General features: G+C 63.8%; 17 protein-coding genes. 3 read left to right on the top strand and 14 right to left on the bottom strand.

What is annotated here, in order from left to right; translation table 11 throughout:
- Positions 1-257: 257 nt before the first annotated feature.
- On the bottom strand, positions 258-9320 hold the full coding sequence (locus tag RXV95_RS08035; protein ID WP_338468488.1) for a DUF5801 repeats-in-toxin domain-containing protein: 9063 nt from the start codon (positions 9318-9320) through the stop codon (positions 258-260).
- Positions 9321-10144: 824 nt separating this feature from the next.
- On the opposite strand from RXV95_RS08035, the gene RXV95_RS08030 reads away from it, so the two are divergent.
- Entirely contained in the window at positions 10145-10951 is an 807-nt protein-coding gene (locus RXV95_RS08030) for a hypothetical protein (protein WP_338468487.1), read from the top strand.
- A gap of 11 nt (positions 10952-10962) precedes the next feature.
- A complete protein-coding gene (locus tag RXV95_RS08025; RefSeq protein WP_338468486.1) occupies positions 10963-11745 on the top strand; it encodes a M23 family metallopeptidase in 783 nt (260 codons plus the stop codon).
- A 31-nt stretch (positions 11746-11776) separates the two neighbouring features.
- On the opposite strand, the gene RXV95_RS08020 is transcribed toward RXV95_RS08025, so the two are convergent.
- The 13 genes from RXV95_RS08020 to RXV95_RS07960 form a co-directional block, all read right to left on the bottom strand.
- Positions 11777-12241 (bottom strand): prepilin peptidase, encoded by a 465-nt coding sequence (locus tag RXV95_RS08020; protein ID WP_338468485.1) that lies wholly within the window; start codon positions 12239-12241, stop codon positions 11777-11779.
- A gap of 14 nt (positions 12242-12255) precedes the next feature.
- Positions 12256-13017: a hypothetical protein gene (locus RXV95_RS08015; RefSeq protein WP_338468484.1), complete on the bottom strand. Its 762-nt coding sequence runs from the start codon at positions 13015-13017 to the stop codon at positions 12256-12258.
- 17 nt (positions 13018-13034) lie between these two features.
- The gene (locus tag RXV95_RS08010) at positions 13035-14012 is read right to left on the bottom strand and encodes a type II secretion system F family protein (RefSeq protein WP_338468483.1); all 978 of its coding nucleotides are present in this window, start codon (positions 14010-14012) and stop codon (positions 13035-13037) included.
- 1 nt (position 14013) lies between these two features.
- The gene (locus RXV95_RS08005; RefSeq protein ID WP_338468482.1) at positions 14014-15015 is read right to left on the bottom strand and encodes a type II secretion system F family protein; all 1002 of its coding nucleotides are present in this window, start codon (positions 15013-15015) and stop codon (positions 14014-14016) included.
- Position 15016: 1 nt separating this feature from the next.
- The gene (locus RXV95_RS08000; RefSeq protein ID WP_338468529.1) at positions 15017-16399 is read right to left on the bottom strand and encodes a CpaF family protein; all 1383 of its coding nucleotides are present in this window, start codon (positions 16397-16399) and stop codon (positions 15017-15019) included.
- A gap of 12 nt (positions 16400-16411) precedes the next feature.
- Entirely contained in the window at positions 16412-17569 is a 1158-nt protein-coding gene (locus RXV95_RS07995; protein ID WP_338468481.1) for a P-loop NTPase, read from the bottom strand.
- Between the two features lie 39 nt (positions 17570-17608).
- Positions 17609-18265: a TadE family protein gene (locus RXV95_RS07990; RefSeq protein WP_338468480.1), complete on the bottom strand. Its 657-nt coding sequence runs from the start codon at positions 18263-18265 to the stop codon at positions 17609-17611.
- Positions 18262-18819: a TadE/TadG family type IV pilus assembly protein gene (locus tag RXV95_RS07985; RefSeq protein ID WP_338468479.1), complete on the bottom strand. Its 558-nt coding sequence runs from the start codon at positions 18817-18819 to the stop codon at positions 18262-18264. The genes RXV95_RS07990 and RXV95_RS07985 overlap by 4 nt, the downstream gene beginning before the upstream one ends.
- Entirely contained in the window at positions 18816-20384 is a 1569-nt protein-coding gene (locus RXV95_RS07980) for a pilus assembly protein TadG-related protein (protein WP_338468478.1), read from the bottom strand. The genes RXV95_RS07985 and RXV95_RS07980 overlap by 4 nt, the downstream gene beginning before the upstream one ends.
- A gap of 22 nt (positions 20385-20406) precedes the next feature.
- On the bottom strand, positions 20407-20703 hold the full coding sequence (locus RXV95_RS07975; protein WP_338468477.1) for a hypothetical protein: 297 nt from the start codon (positions 20701-20703) through the stop codon (positions 20407-20409).
- Positions 20693-22171 carry a type II and III secretion system protein family protein gene (locus RXV95_RS07970; RefSeq protein WP_338468476.1) on the bottom strand — a complete coding sequence of 493 codons (1479 nt, stop codon included), beginning with the start codon at positions 22169-22171 and terminating at the stop codon, positions 20693-20695. The genes RXV95_RS07975 and RXV95_RS07970 overlap by 11 nt, the downstream gene beginning before the upstream one ends.
- 1 nt (position 22172) lies before the next feature.
- On the bottom strand, positions 22173-23096 hold the full coding sequence (gene cpaB / locus RXV95_RS07965) for a Flp pilus assembly protein CpaB (RefSeq protein ID WP_338468475.1): 924 nt from the start codon (positions 23094-23096) through the stop codon (positions 22173-22175).
- Positions 23097-23185: 89 nt separating this feature from the next.
- Positions 23186-23422: a Flp family type IVb pilin gene (locus RXV95_RS07960; RefSeq protein ID WP_338468474.1), complete on the bottom strand. Its 237-nt coding sequence runs from the start codon at positions 23420-23422 to the stop codon at positions 23186-23188.
- Between the two features lie 482 nt (positions 23423-23904).
- Here RXV95_RS07960 and RXV95_RS07955 point away from each other — a divergent pair, with 482 nt between their 5' ends.
- Complete coding sequence (locus RXV95_RS07955) at positions 23905-24729, top strand: DUF2569 domain-containing protein (protein WP_338468473.1); 825 nt, start codon at positions 23905-23907, stop codon at positions 24727-24729.

Genomic DNA, 24729 nt, shown 5'->3' with positions numbered 1-24729 from the left:
CTGCGCCTTGGCCTGCGAGGCCCACATGAACGCCGCCGAATCCGCGTTGACGACGGCATCGTCCTTCGTGGCGGCCACGGCGCCGTCGAAGCGCTTCTGGATTTCCCCTTTCAAGGCCCCCTTGTCGAGGCTCATCAGGTCGGTCGCGTCCTGGGCCATGGCCAGGGCCGGCACCAGACCGCAAGACAACCCGACCGCCCATGCGATCATCTTCGTATATTGGGACATCCCCATCCCCTTTCTGCAAAAAATATCTTTTAAGCGTGTACCACCGCGTGAGCCTCTGCCGCGGCGAGAGCATGCGCCATTTCAGCCTCCATGATACCCGGATTCATCGCCGGGTGTCCGGAACCGGCAAGGGCATGGGCAAGCATATCGCCTGCGCCACCATCGGGCATGGTGATGGCAGGGGCGGAATGCCCCGCCGCGAAGTGATCGACAATCGCATCCACGGCGTGAGACGCAGTGCCTTCGGCCATCGCCTCGCGCACGGCGGGCAGGTCCATCGTCCCCTGGGCCTGCTGCTGTTCTGCCTGCGCGTTGGCGCCGTTCGAATGGGCCGCCTGCAGGATCGACTGCATCAGCGACGCATCGCCGGCGTTGCCGAACAGCGAAGATACGTGCAGGTCCGCACCGCCCACCGCAGCCTGGACAGCGGGCAATGGATTGGCATGATCCGCAACCGTGCCCAGGTCGTGAAGCGGTTCGAGCGTGCTCGAATCCTGCATCGCGTGGCGTTCCGGCGTGGGTGCCTGCTCCGCTTGCTGCGCCTCGAAATGTTCGACCGGCGCCTTCGTGGTCGAAACCACATCGGGCAGCACGGCATGATCCGCGATATCGGCCAGTTGCAGGGTCGCCACCGGCACGTTCGAGGATTCTGCCGCGACCGGCATGGCCATGGCCGCGTGCGCCGCCGCAAGACCGGCAAAGCCCGCTGCCGCAACCGAAACCGCAGCCAGTTCCGCGGTGCGGGCGGCGGTGCGCTCGGCAGCGACGGTTGCGAATGCAGCATCGTCAAGCGTGGCGGCCGTGCCGTTCATCACGAACGTCGACGATCCGCTGACCACGACATCGCCGCCCGCCTGGACCGAGGTTACACCGTCGGACTTCAGGGAGATCGAGGAAATGCCCAGTTCGGCCAGCGTATGGAATTCGCCGCTGTCGACAACGCCGTTGCTGTTGGCATCCTGCCATACGCCGAAGCTGCCGAAGGCCTTGTCCGCCGATGTCAGCTGCGCATCGCCGTTCGTGTCGTAAGTAGCGGCCAGGCCTTGCAGGTCGGTTCCCGCCCCGGCGCTGGAGAACGCAATCTGGAGCGAACCGTCAGCCCCCTGGTGCGCCAGGATGCCGTCGTTTCCGGCAACCCACGCGGTATGTTCGGCCACGCCATCGTGGTTGTAATCGAACATCACGCCAGCAGCGAGGCCAAGGTACTGCACCCCGTTGTGATCGAGGTCCATCGCGATCGGCGTCGTCGTGGCATTGAGGTGGATCGGAAGGCTGCCCGAAGGGACGATGTCGCCGTCCCCGTCCTGGATCGAAATCGGCACATTGAAATCGACCGGATCGTTGGAGATCGTGGCCGCACCAAAACCGGTCAGCGCAAAGCTGTCGCCGGAAATATGCTGGATTTCCAAGGCCTCGTACGCCGAAGCGCCATGCGTGGCGATCCGCACACTGGTATCCAGAACGCCGGTCACTTCAACCGAATAGACACCCGAACCCGGCGAGCTTTCTACCCACGTTACCGTGTAGTTGCGATCTGCAAGGCCGCCGGGGCTGCCAACTGAAAGCGTCTGGGTAAGGTGCGCGGGATCGAAGGAAAAAAGCTGGTTCTCGCCATCATAGCTGATCACGACCTGCGTGACGTTTACCTGCGTTCCGTTGTGATAGACCAGGTCCGTGGAATCGTTGGCGTCAAACGCCTCGATGCCGATCGTGGTGTTCGTCGAACCGCTGCCAAACTGCACCGATACGTCGTTTACCTGGTAATGGTTGTCGAACACGTGATCCTGCTGGGCCACGTTGCCATCGTAATTGGCAGGGCTGCCCTTCGGATTACCGGTCAGATCGACGACGAAATCCAGGCGGATGCCTTCGTCCGTGCCGATGTTCTGGCCACCGCCGCCACCGGAAACACCGGCGGAATTGGCTGTGCCGTTGATCGAGTCTCCGGACGTGCCATCCGTGCCGAACGGCGTGAGCAGCAAGTCATGGGAATTGTCGTTCAACGCGACGCCGCCCGGCTTGTTGGGATCCTGCCCGAGAGGGACGAAGCCGGCCCACGGATCGTTCCCGCCAACAAAGTCATACGTGCCGTCGTTGAAGTTGACCGTGCTCGTCGAATCGACCGGTTGCGCCATCGTGACGACATACTGGTCAGGCGAACCCGACGGTTGCAGGGCAATCGTGAACACCAGCGAATGGTCGGTAGATTTCGAAGCCGTCAGGACCGTACCGTCCGCCGAAAGGGCATATTCCAGTGCCGCAAAGCCGGACGTCAGGTTCTGCCCTTCAAGGCTCGTGATCGTGGCCGCAGTGAATATCACCGCCCCCGGACCATCAGCGCCATAGTTGTTGCTGAGCGTGTGATCCGCATCCAGGAAGGCGCTGTTGGTGCCCCCAGATCCATTGGTCAACGACACGCCATCGGCCGTCGCCGCGCTCGACCCGTCGTCGAGGAACGTCACGTTCTGTCCGATGCCGACCGATGTCGTGGCGGTATCGCCATCGTAGTCGGTGATCGTCAGCGTCGCGTCGACGAGGCTGGCGCCGCTACCGTCTGTCAGGTGCAGCGGATCGTTCGGGTCCGTCGTTACCGGGTGATCCAGCGCCACGAACTGCGTCAGCGTCAGCGTCCCGTCCGCATTGATCGTCAGGGTGAACGCGGTGTGATCGCTGGCGCCGTCGTTATAGATGCCGCTGATCGTGCTCGAGCTCGTCTGGTCGAGGTGGATCGCATAGTCGCCCACCGTCGTATGCAGCGCCGTCGTGCCCGTGCCGTTCACGGTCAGGCCGTAAACGCTCGATCCCGATGTCGCCGGGCCGTCCGCGCCGAAGTCGCTGGTGGCGGTGATCGCCGCCGTCGCCGACGTCGCGGAAATCCCGCTCACCCCGAAACCGCCCGGCGATCCCGCTGTCGTCTCGTCCACCGTCACGCCAACGCCGGCCGCCGTCGCGCTCAGGCTCGGCCCCGCGTCGGCAAACACCAGGTTGTGACCCAGGTCGATCGACGCGCTGTCGGTCGCGCTGTCGCCGTCGCTGTCGGTGATCGTCGAACTCGCGGTCAGCGACAGGTGCCCGTCGGCAAGGACCGTCGTCTGGTCGGCGAACGGTGCATCCGTGGGTGACGGGTCCGCCGCCGCCGAATGATCGATCTGCTGGAACTGCGTCAGCGTGACCGTGCCGTCGCCCGCCACCGATACGCTGAACACCACCGATGCGTCGCTCACGCTCGCCGGTGCCGTCCCCGCGGTCGAGCCGACCACCGTGCCGTCCGCCAGCTGGTACAGCGTGATCGCGTCGCCGTGGCTCGTCAGGCCAGAGGCCGCGTTGTCGATCGTGAACGCATAGGACAGGCTCGGCGTCGCCGCGCCGTCCGCGCCCGCCGTCGAGGTCAGCCCGAACACCGAACCGAAGTTCGCCGTGCTGCTCGCCGTGTCGAACGCCGCGCCCACCGTCAGCGCGTCGTGCGTCGTCAGCACAACGCCGCTGTCCGCACCCGCCGTCACGTCGATAGACGGCCCGTCGTCGAGGAACGTCACGTTCTGGCCGATGCCGACCGATGTCGTGGCGGTATCGCCGTCGTAGTCGGTGATCGTCAGCGTCGCGTCGACGAGGCTGGCGCCGCTGCCGTCTGTCAGGTGCAGCGGATCGTTCGGGTCCGTCGTTACCGGGTGATCCAGCGCCACGAACTGCGTCAGCGTCAGCGTCCCGTCCGCATTGATCGTCAGGGTGAACGCGGTGTGATCGCTGGCGCCGTCGTTATAGATGCCGCTGATCGTGCTCGAGCTCGTCTGGTCGAGGTGGATCGCATAGTCGCCCACCGTCGTATGCAGCGCCGTCGTGCCCGTGCCGTTCACGGTCAGGCCGTAAACGCTCGATCCCGATGTCGCCGGGCCGTCCGCGCCGAAGTCGCTGGTGGCGGTGATCGCCGCCGTCGCCGACGTCGCGGAAATCCCGCTCACCCCGAAACCGCCCGGCGATCCCGCTGTCGTCTCGTCCACCGTCACGCCAACGCCGGCCGCCGTCGCGCTCAGGCTCGGCCCCGCGTCGGCAAACACCAGGTTGTGACCCAGGTCGATCGACGCGCTGTCGGTCGCGCTGTCGCCGTCGCTGTCGGTGATCGTCGAACTCGCGGTCAGCGACAGGTGCCCGTCGGCAAGGACCGTCGTCTGGTCGGCGAACGGTGCATCCGTGGGTGACGGGTCCGCCGCCGCCGAATGATCGATCTGCTGGAACTGCGTCAGCGTGACCGTGCCGTCGCCCGCCACCGATACGCTGAACACCACCGATGCGTCGCTCACGCTCGCCGGTGCCGTCCCCGCGGTCGAGCCGACCACCGTGCCGTCCGCCAGCTGGTACAGCGTGATCGCGTCGCCGTGGCTCGTCAGGCCAGAGGCCGCGTTGTCGATCGTGAACGCATAGGACAGGCTCGGCGTCGCCGCCCCGTCCGCGCCCGCCGTCGAGGTCAGCCCGAACACCGAACCGAAGTTCGCCGTGCTCATCGCCGTGTCGAACGCCGCGCCCACCGTCAGCGCGTCGTGCGTCGTCAGCACAACGCCGCTGTCCGCACCCGCCGTCACGTCGATAGACGGCCCGTCGTCGAGGAACGTCACGTTCTGGCCGATGCCGACCGATGTCGTGGCGGTATCGCCGTCGTAGTCGGTGATCGTCAGCGTCGCGTCGACCAGGCTGGCGCCGCTGGCGTCTGTCAGGTGCAGCGGATCGTTCGGGTCGGTCGTTACCGGGTGATCCAGCGCCACGAACTGCGTCAGCGTCAGCGTCCCGTCCGCATTGATCGTCAGGGTGAACGCGGTGTGATCGCTGGCGCCGTCGTTATAGACGCCGCTGATCGTGCTCGAGCTCGTCTGGTCGAGGTGGATCGCATAGTCGCCCACCGTCGTATGCAGCGCCGTCGTGCCCGTGCCGTTCACGGTCAGGCCGTAAACGCTCGATCCCGATGTCGCCGGGCCGTCCGCGCCGAAGTCGCTGGTGGCGGTGATCGCCGCCGTCGCCGACGTCGCGGAAATCCCGCTCACCCCGAAACCGCCCGGCGATCCCGCTGTCGTCTCGTCCACCGTCACGCCAACGCCGGCCGCCGTCGCGCTCAGGCTCGGCCCCGCGTCGGCAAACACCAGGTTGTGACCCAGGTCGATCGACGCGCTGTCGGTCGCGCTGTCGCCGTCGCTGTCGGTGATCGTCGAACTCGCGGTCAGCGACAGGTGCCCGTCGGCAAGGACCGTCGTCTGGTCGGCGAACGGTGCATCCGTGGGCGACGGGTCCGCCGCCGCCGAATGATCGATCTGCTGGAACTGCGTCAGCGTGACCGTGCCGTCGCCCGCCACCGATACGCTGAACACCACCGATGCGTCGCTCACGCTCGCCGGTGCCGTTCCCGCGGTCGAGCCGACCACCGTGCCGTCCGCCAGCTGGTACAGCGTGATCGCGTCGCCGTGGCTCGTCAGGCCAGAGGCCGCGTTGTCGATCGTGAACGCATAGGACAGGCTCGGCGTCGCCGCCCCGTCCGCGCCCGCCGTCGAGGTCAGCCCGAACACCGAACCGAAGTTCGCCGTGCTCATCGCCGTGTCGAACGCCGCGCCCACCGTCAGCGCGTCGTGCGTCGTCAGCACAACGCCGCTGTCCGCACCCGCCGTCACGTCGATAGACGGCCCGTCGTCGAGGAACGTCACGTTCTGGCCGATGCCGACCGATGTCGTGGCGGTATCGCCGTCGTAGTCGGTGATCGTCAGCGTCGCGTCGACCAGGCTGGCGCCGCTGGCGTCTGTCAGGTGCAGCGGATCGTTCGGGTCGGTCGTTACCGGGTGATCCAGCGCCACGAACTGCGTCAGCGTCAGCGTCCCGTCCGCATTGATCGTCAGGGTGAACGCGGTGTGATCGCTGGCGCCGTCGTTATAGATGCCGCTGATCGTGCTCGAGCTCGTCTGGTCGAGATGGATCGCATAGTCGCCCACCGTCGTATGCAGCGCCGTCGTGCCCGTGCCGTTCACGGTCAGGCCGTAAACGCTCGATCCCGATGTCGCCGGGCCGTCCGCGCCGAAGTCGCTGGTGGCGGTGATCGCCGCCGTCGCCGACGTCGCGGAAATCCCGCTCACCCCGAAACCGCCCGGCGATCCCGCCGTCGTCTCGTCCACCGTCACGCCAACGCCGGCCGCCGTCGCGCTCAGGCTCGGCCCCGCGTCGGCAAACACCAGGTTGTGACCCAGGTCGATCGACGCGCTGTCGGTCGCGCTGTCGCCGTCGCTGTCGGTGATCGTCGAACTCGCGGTCAGCGACAGGTGCCCGTCGGCAAGGACCGTCGTCTGGTCGACGAACGGTGCATCCGTGGGTGACGGGTCCGCCGCCGCCGAATGATCGATCTGCTGGAACTGCGTCAGCGTGACCGTGCCGTCGCTCGCCACCGATACGCTGAACACCACCGATGCGTCGCTCACGCTCGCCGGCGCCGTCCCCGCGGTCGAGCCGACCACCGTGCCGTCCGCCAGCTGGTACAGCGTGATCGCGTCGCCGTGGCTCGTCAGGCCCGAGGCCGCGTTGTCGATCGTGAACGCATAGGACAGGCTCGGCGTCGCCGCGCCGTCCGCGCCCGCCGTCGAGGTCAGCCCGAACACCGAACCGAAGTTCGCCGTGCTGCTCGCCGTGTCGAACGCCGCGCCCACCGTCAGCGCGTCGTGCGTCGTCAGCACAACGCCGCTGTCCGAACCCGCCGTCACGTCGATAGACGGAACATCATCAACGATGTCCACGGTGATCGTTCCGCTCACGGTGTTCCCGTTCGCATCCTTCGCGGTGTAGCTGAACGAGTCCTTGCCCGCTTCGGTCTCCGCACCGTTATCGGCCGAAGGCGTCGTGGTGTACGGGCTGGTCAGCGTATAGGTGAACGTTCCGTCGGCGTTGACCTGATATGAGCCGTAAGCCGTCGTGCCGCTGGTCGCGACATAGGTCGGCGCGCTGTTGGCATTGAGCTGGCCGGTCACCGTTTCGGTGGTCAGCGTCGGATTGCTGCCGGTCACCGCGCTCGCCGCCAGGTCGTTGGGGTCCACGATGGTGTCCAGCGCCGCTTCGTAAACCGTTACCGTCTGATTGTCTGGCGCAAGCCCGCTGTCGGAAAGGTTGATCGTCAGCGTCGTCGTCGAGGTGTCCCCGTCGCCGTCGGTGATCGTGTAGACGAACGTGTCGCTCGCCCCGCCTGCAGGAACCCCGTTCGCCGTGCTCGCATAGCTGTAGCTGCCGTCCGCGTGCAGCGTCAGCGTGCCGTAGCTCCCCGCGATCGCCGTATCAATCCCGCCTGTCACCGCCGCGCTCGTGTCGCTGCCCGCAACAACGCCCGTCACCGCGCCGCCCGGCGCCGCGCCGTCCGCTCCCAGAACGTCGACAAGACCCGAGGTCGTGCCGACACCGCTCACCACGTTGCCGTCGGTCGTGCCGCCCTCGACCACACTGTCGCTGTCCGCGCGCGCCGTCGGAACGTCGTCGATCACGTCGATCGTGATCGTGTTCGTCGTCGTGTTCCCGTTCGCGTCGGTCACCTGGTAGGTGAAGCTCTCGACGTTATCGACCGTGTTCGTGCCGTTATCCAGCGTCGTCCCGTCAACCGGGCTCGTCAGCGTATAGCTCCACGTCCCGTCCGGGTTCACCGTGATCGAACCGTGGCTGCCCGTGCCCGAGCCCACCAGCGCATAGCTCAGCGCCCCGCTGCCGCCGGACGCGTTGTCCACCAGCGTCCCGCTCACCGTCTCCGCATTGCTCGACGGGTTCGAGCCGATCCCGTCCAGCGCCGCCTCGTTCACGCTCGCGTCCTCGCCGGTCGCCGCAAGCCCGCTGTCCGTAAGGTTGATCGTCAGCGTCGTCGTCGAGGTGTCCCCGTCGCCGTCGGTGATCGTATAGACGAACGTGTCGCTCGCCCCGCCCGCGGGTACCCCGTTCGCCGTGCTCGCATAGCTGTAGCTGCCGTCCGCGTGCAGCGTCAGCGTGCCGTAGCTCCCCGCGATCGCCGTATCGATCCCGCCTGTCACCGCCGCGCTCGTGTCGCTGCCCGCAACAACGCCCGTCACCGCGCCGCCCGGCGCCGCGCCGTCCGCTCCCAACACGTCGTTCGACAATACGCCGGAGGCCGCATTCACGTTAAGCGTGGCGCCCTCACCTGCGCTGCCGCTGTCCGCATGCGCGGTCGGCACATCGTCGGCGATGTTGATGGTCAACGTCGCATTGGCCTTGTCGCCGTCCGTGTCGGTTACGACAACGGAAAACACGTCGGACGCATTATCGCCGGACGTGTTGTCATACAGCGTATACGTATATCCGATCTGCCCGTTTTCGAGCGCGCCCAGCACGAGCGAGCCGGTGCCGGTGTCGATCTCCTGGCCGGCAACGCCGGTGACGGTGACGCCATTGATCGTGATCGACCCGATACCGTCGGGCGACGTGATGAAAATCGTGCCGGTCGTTGAATCCGAGCCGTCGCCAGCCGACGAGCCCGGGCTTTCGACGTTGCCATTGAGGCGATCGGCCGGAAGGCCCGCCTCGCTGACATTGTCCACCGCGTTCGAGGATGCCGGCGACCCGTCCTGGATGACCACGTCGGGAACGTTGTTGTCGGCCAGGTAAGGCAGCACTTCGCGCTGCTGCGGTTCGCTGAACGAAAGATTGGTGTACGGCAGGAGATCGCCCAGACCGTAGGCCGACTGGATCGGGCCGGCCGCTTCGGCAAAATTGCCGCCGGAGCTTTGCGCCGCACCGGCCGCGGGTTGCGGGCCATTGCCGGTAAGCAGGGCCGCCAGGTTCAACGGCGGGATTTCGACATTGTCGACAACGATCTGCGGGACGTAAACGGCGCCGTCGTGGATCACATAGACCTGCCCGTCGGGCAGCGTGATGACGATATCACGGCCCTGGACGGTCAAATCGTCGAGGCTTGCCCCTTCGGGCAGGACGACGACGTTGTCTGCATTGGGCACGAGTTCAACGGCGTTGCTTGCAGCCGGAGCGTTGCTTGCAGCGGCAGTATGCTCGGCAGCGGTATTGTCCGCCGACGCATTCGTACCATTGCTTCCGGACTGACGTCCCTCCTGAAAATCCATTTCCGATCCCCTGCAACCCAAAGCCGGTCCTCCCAACGAGGATCGGCCGGGACGCGCTCACGAACGGGAATCGTGAAACCTGGAAGGATTGCCCGTTCGACGACCCGAGCACATGGTTAGCTGGAAGCGACTAATCTCTCCGGGCCAAAGGCCGACTCGGGACAGCTCAACTCCCAGAGTTTCAGCACACCACGCCAGAACGAGTCGTGCAAGCGCGTTAATCATTGTAAACTAACAACATGGGTGCCTGAATACGAACTGTCCGGTAGTGGTACACAACCGAAATCGTTCGTTACCGCGCGGATTTGCGACGGTCCCGCAGCGCTGGTGCAATCGGCCCGTGTCGCGCGCCCTGACCGCAAGGCTGCTTTTTCCCGGATGCCGGTTGTGATATTCTGGTTGGATCGGACAACTGGGGGTGGTGCAGCGAGATGACCTACTCAGCGCATCCAGGAACATTGCGATTCCAATCACTTGACGCGGAATTTCCGTTTATTGCCGCTGCATTTGCCGGCGGCATTGCGAGCGTCGCCGTTGCGTTCGCCCATACGCCGCCGGGCAAAACGCTTCCGGCAAGCGCAATGGTGCGCGCGGCTTTCTCTGCCAATCCGGAAAAATCGGCCGGATTCGACGGTGGAAGAACAGGCAAAACCGTTCTGGATCAATCTCTTGCCGCAAAACCGGGCAATTCGAGAACAAATGTAAATCGCCTTGCTGCAATCGGGGAAACCGCACCTTCCATACCCGGGCTGCGCCAGCCGACAACGCGCACTTCACAGGCTCTGAAATCCGAGTCGCACGGTAACGGGAGCGAAAACCTAGCCGTGCGGTTCGATTTGCCGCTTGCGTCCAGCCCGGTCGGCACAATTCGCCGCACGGCACCGATTGCCTCGCCTGATCGCGCGTTGATCGCCTTCACCCTTCCCGACGTGGAAATAGAGCAGCCTTTCAAGCAACCGGCGGGCGCAACAGCGGCGCCGCTCCGGCCCATCGCGGCGACGATGAACACCAGCCCCGTGGCAAGCGCCCCAACTGGCGGCGCCACCGCCCCGGTACCGACTATTGCGGACGACAGCGCAAGCTTTGCCGATCCGGTATCCAGTGCGGGAGCGGCGGCAGCCGCCCGGCCCGGAAAGGGTGCTGGTCTGGCATCCGTTTCCACCGACAGCCAGCAACCCGCGCTCATGCAAGGCTCCAGGGCGGTCGAGACGTTCGATCTTGCGGATATTCCGCGCGCCGCGCCGCAGGCTGGAAAGCGATCGGCCACGCGCACCGCTGCATTGGCGCAGCCAAGCGTCCGTCAATCTGGCGGCAAGCCGGGACGGCTGGCGGGTGCCGCTCCTTCGCGCGACCGGCTGGTCGACGGCGTCATCATGCACGAGACGTCGGTAAGCCTGAACAACCACATCGCGGGCAGGCTTACCGTAAAGATCGATGCGAGCGGCGGGCTTGCGGTAAGGCTTGGCGACCTTCTTTCGATGGTCCAGACCGAAATGCAGCCTTCGGCCTATAGCAGGCTTGCCGGATCGTCAGCCAACGCGGAATACCTGAGCTTTGCAAAATTGCGCAGCGCGGGGATCGACCTGCGCTATGACGCAGGCGACGACGTACTGGTCATTTCCGAGCTGTGACGGCACGCGAAATGTCGATACGCTCCCCTGCCGCACGGATTCTGGCCATCCTTGCGATGGCCGGTGTTGCATCGTCGCACGCTTTCGCCGCGGAGCCTTCAGTAAAAAGCCATTCGCGCTCCGGCGTCGCGGCATTGAAGAGTAACGAGTCCGTCGGGGCAAAGCTGGTCACATGGCCCGTTTCGCGCAGCGTTCCCGAACCGGCCGCGCGCACGTTGGCTCCGGCACGCGTAACCGTCGTCAGATCGACAGGCGCGGCAGACGTTTCCGTGCTTCGCGTTGCCTCCGATCCCGCAGTGGTTGCAGGCCGGGCGATGGACCTGAGCGGAAGCCCGGTCGACTTCGCAGGCTACTTGCGCGCGCAACGTCTCCTCGCCGCGTCAAAGTCCGGTTTTTCAGGGGGAACCGGCGGCGTTCCCAGCGGAATGCCGCTGTCCTCGCCGATCCTTACCAGCCGGTTCGGAATGCGCTGGCATCCATTGCTTGGCGGAGAAAGATGGCACAGCGGCGTCGATCTTGGTGCGCCATATGGTGCGCCAATAGAAGCGACCGCAGACGGCATAGTCCGTTCGGCCGGTTGGGCCGGTGGCTACGGGCTGATGGTCTCCCTCGACAACGGAAAGGGTGTGCAGACGCGCTATGCCCATATGTCGCGCATGACCGTTGCCGCCGGTCAGGCAGTTCATGCCGGGGACGTGATCGGCTATGTCGGATCTACAGGGCTCTCAACCGGGCCGCACCTGCATTACGAGGTCCGGATCGACGGACACGCCGTAAATCCGCTGGGGCGCTGACCAAACGCGCCTTTACGCGGCAAGGGCCACTTTACGCGACAAGGGCCACGCCGAAATGGGCGAGCAGCGCGCCCAGGGCGATTGCCACGCCAAATGGCAACTGGCGAAACAGGGGATCTTCCTTGCCCCTTCCCATCTTGCGCAGCGGAAACCAGGCAACCAGCAACACAAGCCCGCCGATCCCGATCGCTCCGGCAAGCGCAGCCGCATAGTGCCACGAAAACCAGGCGGAAACGGCCGCATAGAACTTGGCATCTCCCGCGCCGATCCAGCCCATCGCGAACAACGCCATGCCCACGGCAAGCGCGATGACCACGTGAATGGCCACCGCGCCAACCGCAGGAAAACCGCCCGCGACGCCAGCCAGAACGACGCCTGCGATCAGCGTAAGAGCGCTCAACCAGTTCGGCAGGCGGCGGTATCGAATATCGAGATATGCCGCGCACAGGCACGCGGCGACAAGCACCGCATGGGCGCCAACAGTTGCGGTTTCCATCGTGGTGAAATGCCTTACTGGTCGAGCTCTATGTGCACCGGATAGGCCGCCTTCTTCGCAACGTGGACGGCCGAAGACCCGAAGTCCTTGCGGTCCGCGTAATCGATCGTGACGGGGTAATTCGGGTTAAGCCGCCGCCCGGTCGGCCGGTGCGCGAGGGCAACGGCGCTGACGTTCGAGCGGCGCCTGCCCGCGGCAGGCGTTCCGCTGCCCACTTCCACTTCGCGTTGCGAAACGCGCTGCATCGAATCTGCCGGCATTTCTACACGCAATCCCGCACGAACGGCGTTGCCGGGGAATTGGGCGATGATCTGGTTCTGCCCACGGGCATCGGCCACAGCATGGGGTGCGGCTGGCGCTGCCTGCGCAAGCGCCTTCGATTGCTGGTCGGCAAGGCTGGCGTCCAGCCTTGCAAGGTTCGCACTATACCGCTTGTCCTTTGGCGCTTCGTTGATCGCCATCTCGAAATAATGCCGCGCAACGTCGGGTCGGCCGATCTGGGCATAGGCTACGCCCAGTCCGTTATGCGCGTCGGCGGCAAATTCGGGAAACCGCTCGGCATTGCGGAAGGCGATAACCGCGAGGCCGTATTGACCGTATCGCAGTCCGTCCCGCCCCAGCGACATCTGCGAACTCGCATATTCATGAGGGTCGCGCTGATCCGGCACCCAATTGGCGGATTGCGCACTGAAGCGGCTTCCGAACAGCGACGCGCACCCCGACAGGGCCGGCGCGGCAATGGTCAGAGCAACGATGGTCGCGATTGTCCTGCGCATTGGCAACCTCCTATTGTTCAACGTCCCAACATCAGCGGGAAGATATCCCGGACCACCATGACAACGGCCGGCAGCATGAGCGTTCCGATCATCACCGGCAGCATGCAGGCGACAAGCGGGATAGAAATGAGAACGGGCAGCCTGTGCGCTTTCTCTTCCGCCCTCATGCGGCGTTTTTCGCGCATTTCGGCGGCATAGACCCGCATCGTGGACGAAATGCTCGTCCCCAACCGGTCGGACTGGATAAGAAGCGTCGTGAACGACCTGATCTCTTCCACCTGCGCGCTGCCCGACAGCTTGCGGAACGCCTCTTCGCGCGATGCACCGGCGCGCAGTTGCAGCGTGGTAATCGAAAGCAGTTCCGCAACCAGCGGATGCGACAGGGCCATTTCGCGGCCCACGCGGTCCATCGCGGCCTCAAGCCCCAGGCCAGATTCCACGCATACCAGCAACAGATCCAGACAGTCCGGGAAGCCGTTCACGATCGCTTCCTTGCGCCGGTCGGCACGGGCCTGGACATAGATGTTGGGCAGATAGAGACCAAGCAGAGCCAGCAGTGAACCGATCAGGTAAAGCTTCAGAAACGACGGCGGGTTCCCGCTGAAATAGGACAGCGAGACATAGCTGAGCGGTAGGACGATCAGCATGACAAGCCGCACCAGCGTGAACACACGGGGCGCGGCAGGCGAACTGAAGCCCGCCGCGCGCAAACGCTTGGTCAGCCTTTCGTCGTTCGTGTCGGTAAGGTTGAGGCCCGCCTTCTCCACCGCTGCGGCGATGCGCGACCAGGCTGTGTCGTTTTCTACCGATCGCAACGCCCGTGCCGAAGGAACGACTTCAAGCGCGCCCGCGGCCATTTCCCTGATCTGCGTCCTGACCATGATCCGGCGCCCGATCAGGTTCATCACATACACCGCCGCGAACACCACGACGGCAAAGATCGCTACCAGCAGGATGATGCGGATCAACGGATCCTGGAGAACAAAACCAAGCATATCAGACCTTGATGTCAACCAATTTGCGTATCCAGAAGACACCGATGAAATACAGGATGATCAGCGAAGGGAACCCGAACAGGAAAATCGGGTCCATCGCCACATTCAGGTAGAACCCCGGATTGACCATGAACATCCCGATGAACGTGACCACCGGCAGCACGGTCAGCATCCATCCGGTCATTCGCCCTTCGGAACTGAGCGCACGCACCTTGCGATAGAGGCTGGCGCGTTCGCGAATAACCTGGTTCAGGTTCTCGATCACTTCGGCCAGGTTGCCGCCGGTTTCGATCTGCACCGACAGCGACACCACGAACATGCGCATGTCTTCCAGATCCCAGCGTTCGGCCATCGCCTCGATCGCGTCCGTCAGTTCCGCGCCATAGGCGACCTCGTCCGAAACCAGGCCGAATTCGGAGCCGATCGGATCTTCCATCTCTGTGGTGAGCAGTTCGATTGCCGAAGCGACCGGGTGCCCGCTGCGCAACGCGCGCACGAACACGTCCAGCGCGACGGGGAATTGTTCTTCCACTTTCTTGCGGCGGCGGCGGGCCCGGTTGTTGAGAATGAACAGCGGCATGGCGATGGCAATCGCCGCCGCGACCGCGCCGATCATCACCACCACGCCGGCGTGAAGGGCAAATCCCCAAAGCGCGGCCGCCAAAGCCATCACGACGAAGACGACCAGGAAGAACGCACCGATCGCGGCCAGCGCCTGCGACATGGTCAAAGGGACGGCTGCGGCGAAAAGCGAACGCTGGAATGCCCGCAGCATCTTGGCCACGGGCACCGGCAGGTTGGGAAATTCGTCCGGCGCGTTCTTGCGCAAATGCACCGCGATTTCCTCACGCGATGCGCCTTCCTTGATCATCCGCAACCGCTTGTTGATCGCCGCGCTGCGCGCCCGGCTGCGCCAGATGCCCGAAAGCGCGATCTGCGACACGACGAAGATCGACGCGAAGATCGCGAGCAGAACGACAATGCGGATGAGCAGGTCGATCATCTCAGTTCAGCTTCGTTTCCGGCCGGAAGATTTCGGACGGAAGGTCCACACCGTATGCAGCCGCATCGGCCAGAAGTTTGGGGCGAATGCCCGTGGCTTCGAAGTGGCCGATAACGGTTCCGTCTTCGGTCCGGCCCGTCATCTTGTAGCGGAAGATCTCCTGCATGGTGATCGTCTCGCCCTCCATCCCGGTGATTTCGGAAAGGCTGGTGACCCGGCGGCGGCCGTCCATCAGGCGGGCGACCTGGACCACGATGTTCACCGCCGACGCGATCTGGTTGCGCGCGGACCGGGGCGTAATGTCGATCCCGCTCATGCCGATCATCTGTTCGATACGCGCCAGCGCATCCCGCGGCGAGTTGGCGTGGACCGTCGTCATCGATCCGTCGTGGCCGGTGTTCATCGCCTGCAACATATCGAAGGCTTCGCCGGCGCGAACCTCGCCCACGATGATCCGGTCAGGCCGCATACGCAGCGCGTTCTTGACGAGATCGCGCTGCGACACCTCGCCCTTCCCTTCAAGGTTGGGCGGGCGCGTTTCAAGTCTGACGACATGCTCTTGCTGAAGCTGGAGCTCGGCCGAATCCTCGATCGTCACGATACGTTCGCGATGATCGATGAAAGAGGACATGGCGTTGAGCAGCGTGGTCTTGCCCGAACCGGTGCCGCCCGAGATCAGGACGTTGCGCCGCGCCGCGACGATCGCCTGCATCACCGTCGCCATCGGCTGCGGAATGCTGCCGAACTCGATCAGGCGCTCCATGCCGATACGCTTCTTCGCGAACTTGCGGATGGACAGCGTCGATCCGTCCACCGCCAGCGGCGGAATGATCGCGTTCACGCGCGAACCGTCGGCAAGACGGGCATCGACATAGGGCGAGGATTCATCGATCCGCCGGCCAACCGCGCTGACGATCTTCTGGATGATGCGTTGCAGGTGCTTGTCGTCCTGGAAACGGGTGGGCACCTTTTCCAGCAAACCGTTACGTTCAACGAACACGGTCGAATATCCGTTCACCAGGATATCGGTGATCGTCTCGTCCTTCAGCAAGGGCTCAAGCGGCCCCAGACCGAGCAATTCGTCCAGCACTTCCTCGACCAGCTCGCGCCGTTCCTCGGCGTTGAGCATTTCGTGCTTGGTCGAAAGAAGCTCAAGAACGATGTCCTTGACCTCCATTTCGATCTGCTCACGCGAAAACTGGTCAAGCGCGGCAAGGTTGATCTTGTCGAGCAGGGAGCGGTGGATCGAAACTTTCAGTTGCAGCTTGCGTTCCGCCGCGCGGGAACGCCCCGCCGACGCCTGCGGGGGCGGAGCGGCCACGTCGCCGGGATGCACCTGTGGCGGTGCTTCGGTGGCATCGTGCGTTTTCCTGACGTTCCACATCGCCATGGGCGCCTATCCCCCCTGGCCGCAAAGTTGAGCGGCAAGCGCCCGGATATCCCTGGCAAACCTGCTGCGGCTTTCGATCTCTTCGATCAGTAGCCCCTGGTCCTGTGCACCGCGGATAGCCGCGCCTTCGTTCGCCAACCCCGCAAGGACATGATGGTTGAGCGCCTCTTCCGCCTCTTCGACGCCGATGGCCTTGAACAGCCTGCGTTCCAGCCGGTTGACGACAACTTCCACCTTGTCCTTTTCCAGACCGATGGAGGAAAGCAGCTGCAACTTGCGCTTCGCCTGTCGCAGGCTGGCGATGGAAAGATCGGTAACCAGCAACACGCGCGTCGATGCAAGGGCGGTGGAAAGCGCCCAGTTGGTCCAGTTTGCCGGCAGGTCCAGCAGGACGATATCGAACTGCTGGCGAACCAGCGCCAGCGCGCGCAGCAAATAGTCGACATCGACGGTGTCGAGCGGCTCGATCATTTCGGGCGCCGCAATCAATGAAAAATCATGGCGCGTCCGCGTCACCGCGGCCTGGACCAGATCGGCATCCAGCCGGTCCCCGGCATCGAGCAGCGATGCAACCGTAACCTTGGGTTCCACCCCCAGAAGCGGCGCGATATCCCCGCCCTGCAGGTCAAGATCGACGATGCACACGCCTTTGCTGCCCGCGCAATCCTCCTGCAAGGCAGCGGCAAGGTGGGTGAGGACCGTCGACGTTCCGCAACCGCCTGTCCCGCGCACGATACTGAACATCGGAGCAAGGCTGACCTTGCTTTCCTTGCCCGCGGACTTCGCCGAGGCGTCCAGAATCTGCGACGCGAGTTCCACCGGTTCGAACGGCAACGTGGCAACGTCGGAAACGCCCTGCCGGATCAACGTGCGCACCAGCGACACATCGGCCTTTGCCAGCGCCGCGATGATGGCAAGGTCCGGCCGTTCCGCCCGGATGCCGCCGACACGGCGCAACGATACGTCGTCTTCCGGATCGACCTCGATCACCAGGACGCGCGCGGAATCGACAATGTCTCTCGGCAGGGGCTCTCCCGGCGTCGTGGCAATGAACACCGCTCCCCGATAGGCGGTGCCAACCGAAGCGGTGCGCAGCCGCTCGATCTCGGCGGCATTCGCAGCGATCACAAGGCCGCCGGGCAACGTCGGAATCATATCGTTCATCAATTCAAGTTTTCTATCAAAGTTGCCCATGGAATCAGCCTAATACGCGACAGAACCGTCGCCATCCTCGAGAGTTTCGGAATATCGGAATGTCGGAAGCCGAAGCGGCGCCCCGAAAGCGACGAGCGAACGGAACGTCGCGCCCTTCACCTGCACGCTTACCACCGGGGAAACCTGGCTCAAAGGCGTTCCGTCGTCGGCGACAGAGGGATCGCCGGCATAGCCCAACCCCGAACCGCTGTACGTGATCGTAACGTCGCCGGGCTGGACCGACCGGGAAACGACCCGCATCCGGTTGACGATTTTCGTGAATGCGTCGTTGTCCGCATTTCCCGGAAGGCCGGTGCACGAACCGGAAAGCGCGCTTGGCGTGCAAGTGCACGAAGCCGGGCTGCCGGTGCAGGCGATGGTGCCGATCGCATCGCGGCAAATCGGATCGCCCGGCCCGAGAACGCTCGTGCCCCCGCAATCGAAGCCGACGAAATCCTTGCTGTTAAGGCCTTCGGGCACGATCGACGTGGCAACAGCATAGCGCGTTCCCATCTGCACCGCCTTTTCCATCCGGTTCATCGCCCAGGCATAGCGGCCAACGTCGATGATCCCCAGAAGGAACAGCAACGCCACCGGAAGGACCAGCGCGAATTCCGCCGCGGTCGCGCCGCGATCCTGGCGCAGGAAGGCCGCGATCCGGATCATAGCCCGATCACCGCGACGTTGGACCGCGCCCTCAGAACAATGCCCACGCTCGGAAAGCCGAGGCCGTGGAAAAGGGAACGATACGGCACCGAAGCTGAAATCGACGCAAGAGGCCCGGCCTGACCGGCATCGCCGGCCTCGTTGGTCAAGGCGCCATAGATCCCGGTCCTCACGAATTTGCCGCAGCCCGGATCGAACGTCACCTGGCTATCGCTGGTCCAGTTGGGCACGCGCGGCAGGACGGCCGCGTTCGCCTGTTGGTCGCTTCCCGGCATACGTCCGGTGCGCGTATAGAATTTTATCACGTCGACTGCATCGGCATAGGTAGCGTCCGTGGCGGGTTTCGCCCTCTCGCCGTCGCAAAACGTGCTGACCGGATAGCGCGAGGCAAAGCGCGCGCCGTCCCGCACCGCTTCTACCAGCTTGTGCTCGTTCCACACGAAGTTACCGGCCTCGAACCCGCCGAACATCAGCACGATCAGCATCGGCAGGACGAGTGCGAACTCGACCCCCGCATTCCCCCGGTCGGAACGGATGAAGCGGCGCGGGCTCATCGGATCAACACCGCCTTGCGCTTGCCGAAATACTGGAAGCCGCTGTTGCCATTGGCCTGGCGGGCCGGGCCGATGATTTCCGTCTGGAAGTTGCGATCTTCCGCGGTGGTATTGACCGGCTGGACCAGGAACAGGTCGACCCAGCGCACGATATCGACCGCCTCCTTGCCGTTGAGGCTGGAGCAATCGACCGCCGCAACAGACATCACACGGCGATCCTTTTCGGAATCGCTGGCGGGAAAGCCGGTGGCATTCACCGGTTGCGGATAAGAGCAATAGAGCGTGACGTCCCATTTGCCGCTGTTGCCGTTCGACGCCACCGGCGGATCGCTGTGCAGCAGCCTCGGCTTCAGCAGGTTGGCCGGATCGCCCATCTCCCACTCGTATGCCTCATACCTGCTGATCTCGCCATTCCCGTCAAGATCGGGAATAGCGTCGAGCGTGTTGCCGGGATGAGCGGCCGAGATCCATGTCGACGGAGACCAGTTTCCATCGCCATATGGTCCGGAATAGGATGCATCCAGCGGATAGCCGGGATTGGAAAACGAACTGTCGGTGCTTGCATCGTAAGGCCTCCAGGTGCTCTTGTTCGGAGGAGTCGATGCACATGTCGCCGTGCTCGGGTCGGTCACTGTCACCGTCTGCACGTTGATCCAGTTCTTCGTCACATTGGGCGAAGGACAGAAGTCACCCGTGCTGGAATCGCAGCTCTTCTTCGGCGTTCCATACAGATCGAACCGGGTATTGAGCGCCGTGCCCTGCGGCGTGCGGAAACCCGGATTGCTTACCGGCGGTGTTCCGGTGCAGCCCAGCGCGTAGGAATTTACCCCGGCGGTCGAGTTCTGGCCACTCTTGGGATAGTAATCCATGTCAAGGAACCCGAAGTCGCCGGGTGCCCATACGGTCGTATCCGTCTGCGTCGCATCGGTGCTGCTGGGATTGGAACTGACGCCATTTGCCTTGAAGTGGAGCGCAAGGCCGTGTCCGATATCGTCCGACGTCGGAAAATCGCGGCGCGGATTGCCGTCCGCGCCATTCGGCACGCAGAACATCATCGGCGGCACGTTGCAGGTCGCGGTCTGTAGCATGGCCGCAGCCTTGCCCGTCGCGCGGCCGGAGAAGGCATCGACCAGCGGCGTCAGCGCATAGAACACCCGGCGCGGGCTTACCGTCACCTGCACCACCTTGGCCGCATCGTCCGTCGTGGCGACGCTGCCGAAGGTGTCGTTTGCGTAACCATCGAAAAATTCGACATTGGCGGAAGGAATGCTCAGGTTCCGGCCGTCCGCATCGCGGTCGTTCGCGAAACGCGTCTGGTTGCCAAGCGCATTGATGGCAGCCGCTCGCGCGCGGGCCATTGCACCGTCGCTTCCGTCAAGCTGCGTCGCCGCGGCCAGCGCCGACTGGTCGGCCGCGTTCTGCAATTCGGTATCGAGCGCCATCATGCGCCCATAGTCGAACCCTACCCCCGCGATCGCGACAAGCGCGAGAATGCCGACCGCATAAAGCGATGAAATGGCGCCGCGCTCATCCCGCGCGAAAGATCGGAAAAATCCGGCTTCCATCGCCGCTCCAGTCCACTTTCCCTTATCCGCCGCCACCGCCGCCGCCGCCGCTACTGACGGACGTGCTGCGGACGGCCGCAGGCTTTTTCACCTTGTCGGTGCGATAGCGTTCGATCGCCTGCGCGGCGTGCTCGCCGCTGGTTGCGGGATCGAGGTATTCGTATTGCGGATCGGGATCGATCACCTGGGCCATCATGGTCTGCCGGTTGGCTTCGCCCAGGTCCGTCACGCGCGGATCGTTGCCATAAACCCCGTGTTCACAGCCGGCGAGCAGAAGAAGCCCGGCCATCGCAATCCAGCGTCCGCGTTCAATATTCATAGCCCGGATCCTTCTTTGCCGCTGCATCGGGTGCGGTCCCGCCCGTGGCCGCAGGTGCGGCCGCCGCGGCGCCTGCAGGATCGGCCATCGGCGCGTTCGGCTGCGGCGGCAGGGCCTTGGGCTTGTACCCTTCCCCGTCGATCAGCACGTCAACCGCCTTGGGATCTTCGATCTGGTCGGTCGGCAGGCGAACCTGCTCCGGCTTGATCGGCGCAACCAGACGCGGCGTTACGATGATGAGCAGTTCCGTCTCGCCCTTCTGGAAGCTGGAAGAACGGAACAGCGAACCGATGATCGGGATCGACCCCAGGATCGGAAGCTGGCGCACGGTGGTCTGGAAATCGCGGCGGATCAGGCCGGCGATGGCGAAGCTTTCACCGTCGCGCAATTCCACCGTGGTGCTGGCCCTGCGCGTTTGCAGGCCGGGCACGACCAGACCGTTCACCGTTACAGATGCCGAAGGATCGATCGAGCTGACTTCGGGTTCCACCACAAGGCTGATCACCTTGTCGCCCAGCACCGTGGGCGTGAAGCCCAGGCTGACGCCGAAAGGCTTGAACTGGATGGTGATGGCGTTGTTGTTGGTTCCCGTTCCGCCCGAAGAGCCTTGCAATACGGGGATCGGAAACTCGCCGCCCGCCAGGAACGAAGCGCGTTCGCCCGAAAGCGCGATCAGCGTGGGTTCCGCCAGCGTCTTTGCCAGGCCGTGGCGTTCCAGCATGTTCAGCGTGGCGTTGATGCTGGTCGATCCGATGCTGAACGACTTGCCGAAGATGCCGAAGGAATCCGAAATCGCGCCCAGCGTGGCCGCGCCCGCGCCGGACTGCGCCGCCCCTTCCCCGATCACGCCGCCAAAGCTGCCGTTGTCCGAGAAGCCATAATCGAGGCCGAGCTTTTCGCCCATCTGGCGGTTCACTTCGGCAAACTTCACTTCCAGCATGACCTGCTGGCTGCCGCCCACGGTCATCAGGTTGATCACGTTATCGCCGGCAAAGGCCTTGGCCAGCTGCATCGCGCGGTCCACCGCGCCGGGATCGCTGACCATGCCCGAAAGCAGGATGGACCCGTTGGAAATGCGCGCTTCGATGTCCTGTCCGGGGATCAGCTGCGCGATCTGGCGGCGCAGGCTTTCCACGTCCGGCCCCACCGCGACATCCATGATCGCGATAACCCGGCCGCCGGTATCGTAAAGCGTCAGGCTGGTGGTCCCCAGCTTCTTGCCCAGCACATAGACCGAGCGGCCCGAGATGGGCAGAACGTCCGCGATGTCGGCGTTGCCGACCAACGCCTTGGCGATGGAGCGGTCGGCGGTGACGACCTGGCTCTTGTTTATGGGCACTTCCAGTTCGCCGGCGTGCAGCGATGCACCGTCCATCTGGCTGGAATATTGCGCGAATGCGGGCGCGGGCAGCATAAGCGCCAGAAGCGCGCCCACTGCGACAGACCTGGCTCCGGTCAGGACCTTCATCTTACTTCCCCCCCGAGAAGCCAAGCGGATAGATTGTGGGGTCCGTGCCGCGAAAAACGGTCATGCTCGGCCCCGAAAAGGCGGGTGCGGCGGAAACAGGGCCGGAAGCCATGCGCGCCGACGGAATGCTGGATGGCGGCGGGCCTTCGCGGCGCTTGGCGATATACATCCGCCTGCCGCCCAGCTGGCGGTCAGTAACGGTAAAGGCGGCATCGCGCACCACGCCGTCCGCCTTGTCCTGCGCGGCGTCTTCCACCTTGCGCAGGGCCAGGCTGATTGTGCCGACCTTTTCGGCAATCGAAAGGCGCTGCGCATCGAACAGGGTCGTTGCCAGCGTTACGTTGCGGCTCACCTTGGGCTTGCCTTCCTTGTCGTTCGCCATCTGGTCGGCGGCGAGCACTTCCACGTTGCGCAGGATAACGTCTGAGCGCAGGTCTTGCGGACCGGCACCATCACCATCGATCTTGCGGGTGAGCAGCACGTCAACCATCGTGCCGGGAAGCACGAAGCCCGAAACGCCGCGCGTCGCGTCTGTCCTGATGGAATAGGCGTGCATGCCTTCGGGCAGCACGGCGGCCAGCGTGGCGCGGCCATCGGTGCCGCTTACCTTGCTGGCAAGAACGGGTTCGTTGGGGACGATGGGGCGAAGCGCCACGCGATTGTCCTTCAGAACCGCATCGATAGAGGTAAAGGCGCCCTGCGGAACGGAGTCCGCCGGCCAGTTCTGCATCCGCACCATCTGCGGCGTGATCTTGGTGCCGAATTCCATCGGCTGGGTGGCGACGACGATGCGGGATAGCTTCTGCTGGACCGCGACTTTTTCTTGCCGCTGCTGCATCCCGGAAAACCAGGAATTGGCGATGATGACGGCCACGATGCCGATGACCACCGCAATGAGCAGAATTATGGCGTTTCGCCCCTGCATGAAGCTCCCCCCAAGACGCAGCCACCTAAGATATTGAAGGCGAAAAGGCCCAGCCTGCAAAGGCAGACCAGGCCATTTCTATACTCAAATTAGCCAGCATTGCCAGTGCAAGCAGCGGAGTTGACCGACGAAGATGCAGTCACACTCGTCGTGTTGTTGCACTTGTAAACGTCCGAAGCCGCATTGCCAATCGCCTGCTTGACGTTGGCGCCAAGCGTAAGAGCGGCAGCACCGATACCGACACCAACGATGGCAAGGATCAGAGCATATTCGGCCGCCGAAGCGCCCGACTCGTCAGCGATAAAGGTCTTGAGAAAGGTTTTCATGGTCAATCACCCCTAAACACCCCGGCGATCATCCGTTAGCCCGGGTAAGTCCAAAATAGGCACCGGCATCTATTTCCGGCTTGCCCGTCCGAGGGGGAGATATGCTGGAACCGACGCGACCCCTTGTTGTTTTATTTCCGGCAGTTGCGCCGGAGCCATCACGTCATGTTCCCTCGGAACGCTGCTAATCTTGTGGAAAGGGGCCGTTTGGGTCAAACGAAAAAGCGCAGGAATAAATTAATCTTTGTGTGCAAAAGGTTAGCGCGTTAGTTTGTTAATCGCGAAGGTTAACGTGTTGTTTTTTGGCATCTGGCGGGCGGCCACCGGCCATGATTCGGACTATCACCCTGATTCGGCTTTCCAAGTTTCCGCCCCGGCGCATTGCCAGTTCGATGCCGGCGCGTGTTGCGATTGGCAGTTGGGCGATTGACAGGTGGGCAATGAACATATCTGCTGACCGTGCAATGCCGAAGGCAAGACCCATGCGATCCGGTGTCGGCCGGTTTGCGGCAATGTTGCCGGGCGAGTACCTGCGCCGGCTGGAAAGCCGCAGCCAGCGCGTGGTGCGCTATCTCCAGCGCAATATCGGCGCTATCGCCATTGCCTGGACGGCGGCCGTTACCGCCGCGATCGCCCTTAAGCTGTTGCTCGCCCCCGTTCCCGTGCGCTCCGCAGCGGATGCCCTGGCGCTGATCCTGCCCTATTGCGCGGTCGCGCTGGCCCCGGTGGCCGGGCTTTACCTTGCGGACCGCGCCTTCCCCCAGGGAACGCTGACAGCGCAACCATCCCTGCGGCTGTCGCCTTGCGGAAAATGGCGGCGGATCAGCATAACCGAAGCGCGGGCCAACCCGCTGTTCGGACCGGCCGGTTTCATGGCTTCCATGCTGGTGGGGCTGTTGCTGAACGTGGCCGTGCGCAGCCTTGAATTCTTCGTATCCATCCCGGCGCTGAACGGCCACGCGCCCGCGTGGGGCCAGTCGCTGTTCCTGATGATGTCGGCAGACCTTGCCGTGATGGGCTTTTTCTACATGGTCTGCTTCATTCTGGCGCTGCGCAGCGTGGCCTATTTTCCGCGAATGCTGATTTTCACATGGGTGCTGGATATCGCCATCCAATGCCTGATCGCCCGGCAAATAGGCATGGCTAATGGCCTGCCGGCGGGCGTCGCAGAGCCATTGCAAGGATTGTTAACCAGCAACGTGGACAAGGTCTTGATCAGTGTGGCCGTATGGTTGCCTTACCTGATCCTGTCCGAACGGGTAAACGTAACCTTCAGGCAACGGGTTTACGCTTCAAGCGGAATTTGA

The sequence above is a fragment of the Novosphingobium sp. ZN18A2 genome (genome assembly GCF_036784765.1).
Lineage (GTDB): Bacteria > Pseudomonadota > Alphaproteobacteria > Sphingomonadales > Sphingomonadaceae > Novosphingobium.
This window is presented reverse-complemented; position numbering and strand designations above follow the sequence as displayed.

Coding starts and splice junctions, on each gene's coding strand:
- RXV95_RS08035 (WP_338468488.1), bottom strand. CDS start 9,320: ATGGATTTTCAGGAGGGACGTCAGTCCGGAAGCAATGGTACGAATGCG.
- RXV95_RS08025 (WP_338468486.1), top strand. CDS start 10,963: ATGTCGATACGCTCCCCTGCCGCACGGATTCTGGCCATCCTTGCGATG.
- RXV95_RS08020 (WP_338468485.1), bottom strand. CDS start 12,241: ATGGAAACCGCAACTGTTGGCGCCCATGCGGTGCTTGTCGCCGCGTGC.
- RXV95_RS08015 (WP_338468484.1), bottom strand. CDS start 13,017: ATGCGCAGGACAATCGCGACCATCGTTGCTCTGACCATTGCCGCGCCG.
- RXV95_RS08010 (WP_338468483.1), bottom strand. CDS start 14,012: ATGCTTGGTTTTGTTCTCCAGGATCCGTTGATCCGCATCATCCTGCTG.
- RXV95_RS08005 (WP_338468482.1), bottom strand. CDS start 15,015: ATGATCGACCTGCTCATCCGCATTGTCGTTCTGCTCGCGATCTTCGCG.
- RXV95_RS08000 (WP_338468529.1), bottom strand. CDS start 16,399: ATGTGGAACGTCAGGAAAACGCACGATGCCACCGAAGCACCGCCACAG.
- RXV95_RS07995 (WP_338468481.1), bottom strand. CDS start 17,569: ATGAACGATATGATTCCGACGTTGCCCGGCGGCCTTGTGATCGCTGCG.
- RXV95_RS07990 (WP_338468480.1), bottom strand. CDS start 18,265: ATGATCCGGATCGCGGCCTTCCTGCGCCAGGATCGCGGCGCGACCGCG.
- RXV95_RS07985 (WP_338468479.1), bottom strand. CDS start 18,819: ATGAGCCCGCGCCGCTTCATCCGTTCCGACCGGGGGAATGCGGGGGTC.
- RXV95_RS07980 (WP_338468478.1), bottom strand. CDS start 20,384: ATGGAAGCCGGATTTTTCCGATCTTTCGCGCGGGATGAGCGCGGCGCC.
- RXV95_RS07975 (WP_338468477.1), bottom strand. CDS start 20,703: ATGAATATTGAACGCGGACGCTGGATTGCGATGGCCGGGCTTCTTCTG.
- RXV95_RS07970 (WP_338468476.1), bottom strand. CDS start 22,171: ATGAAGGTCCTGACCGGAGCCAGGTCTGTCGCAGTGGGCGCGCTTCTG.
- cpaB (WP_338468475.1), bottom strand. CDS start 23,096: ATGCAGGGGCGAAACGCCATAATTCTGCTCATTGCGGTGGTCATCGGC.
- RXV95_RS07960 (WP_338468474.1), bottom strand. CDS start 23,422: ATGAAAACCTTTCTCAAGACCTTTATCGCTGACGAGTCGGGCGCTTCG.
- RXV95_RS07955 (WP_338468473.1), top strand. CDS start 23,905: ATGCGATCCGGTGTCGGCCGGTTTGCGGCAATGTTGCCGGGCGAGTAC.